The organism is Microbacterium sp. GbtcB4, assembly GCF_019091465.1.
GTDB lineage: Bacteria > Actinomycetota > Actinomycetes > Actinomycetales > Microbacteriaceae > Microbacterium > Microbacterium paraoxydans.
The window spans coordinates 1-233 of the sequence record NZ_JAGXJJ010000672.1 but is presented as its reverse complement, the minus strand read 5'-3'; the positions used below and the strand labels follow the sequence as shown (position 1 = coordinate 233).

Genomic DNA, 233 nt, shown 5'->3' with positions numbered 1-233 from the left:
CGGCGTCCTCGATGCGGTGCTGGCGCTCCTTGTGCTCGACCTCGGTCGCAGCCCCCGCCTTGATGACGTCCACGCCACCGGGGAGCTTCGCTAGAAGCTCCTGCTGCCTCTCGGTGCCGTAGTCGCTGTGGGGGTTCTCGATCTCGCGCCGGCTCTGCGTGACGCGCCCTGCTACCTGGTCGCCCTCACCGGCACCCTCGGCGTCCGTGGCCTCCTCCTTGGGGGGGGGCCCC

General features: G+C 71.7%; 1 pseudogene. It reads right to left on the bottom strand.

Features of this window, described 5'->3' with window-relative positions:
- Positions 1 to 233: pseudogene (groEL, locus tag KVS71_RS19215) on the bottom strand (chaperonin GroEL); the annotation flags it as partial.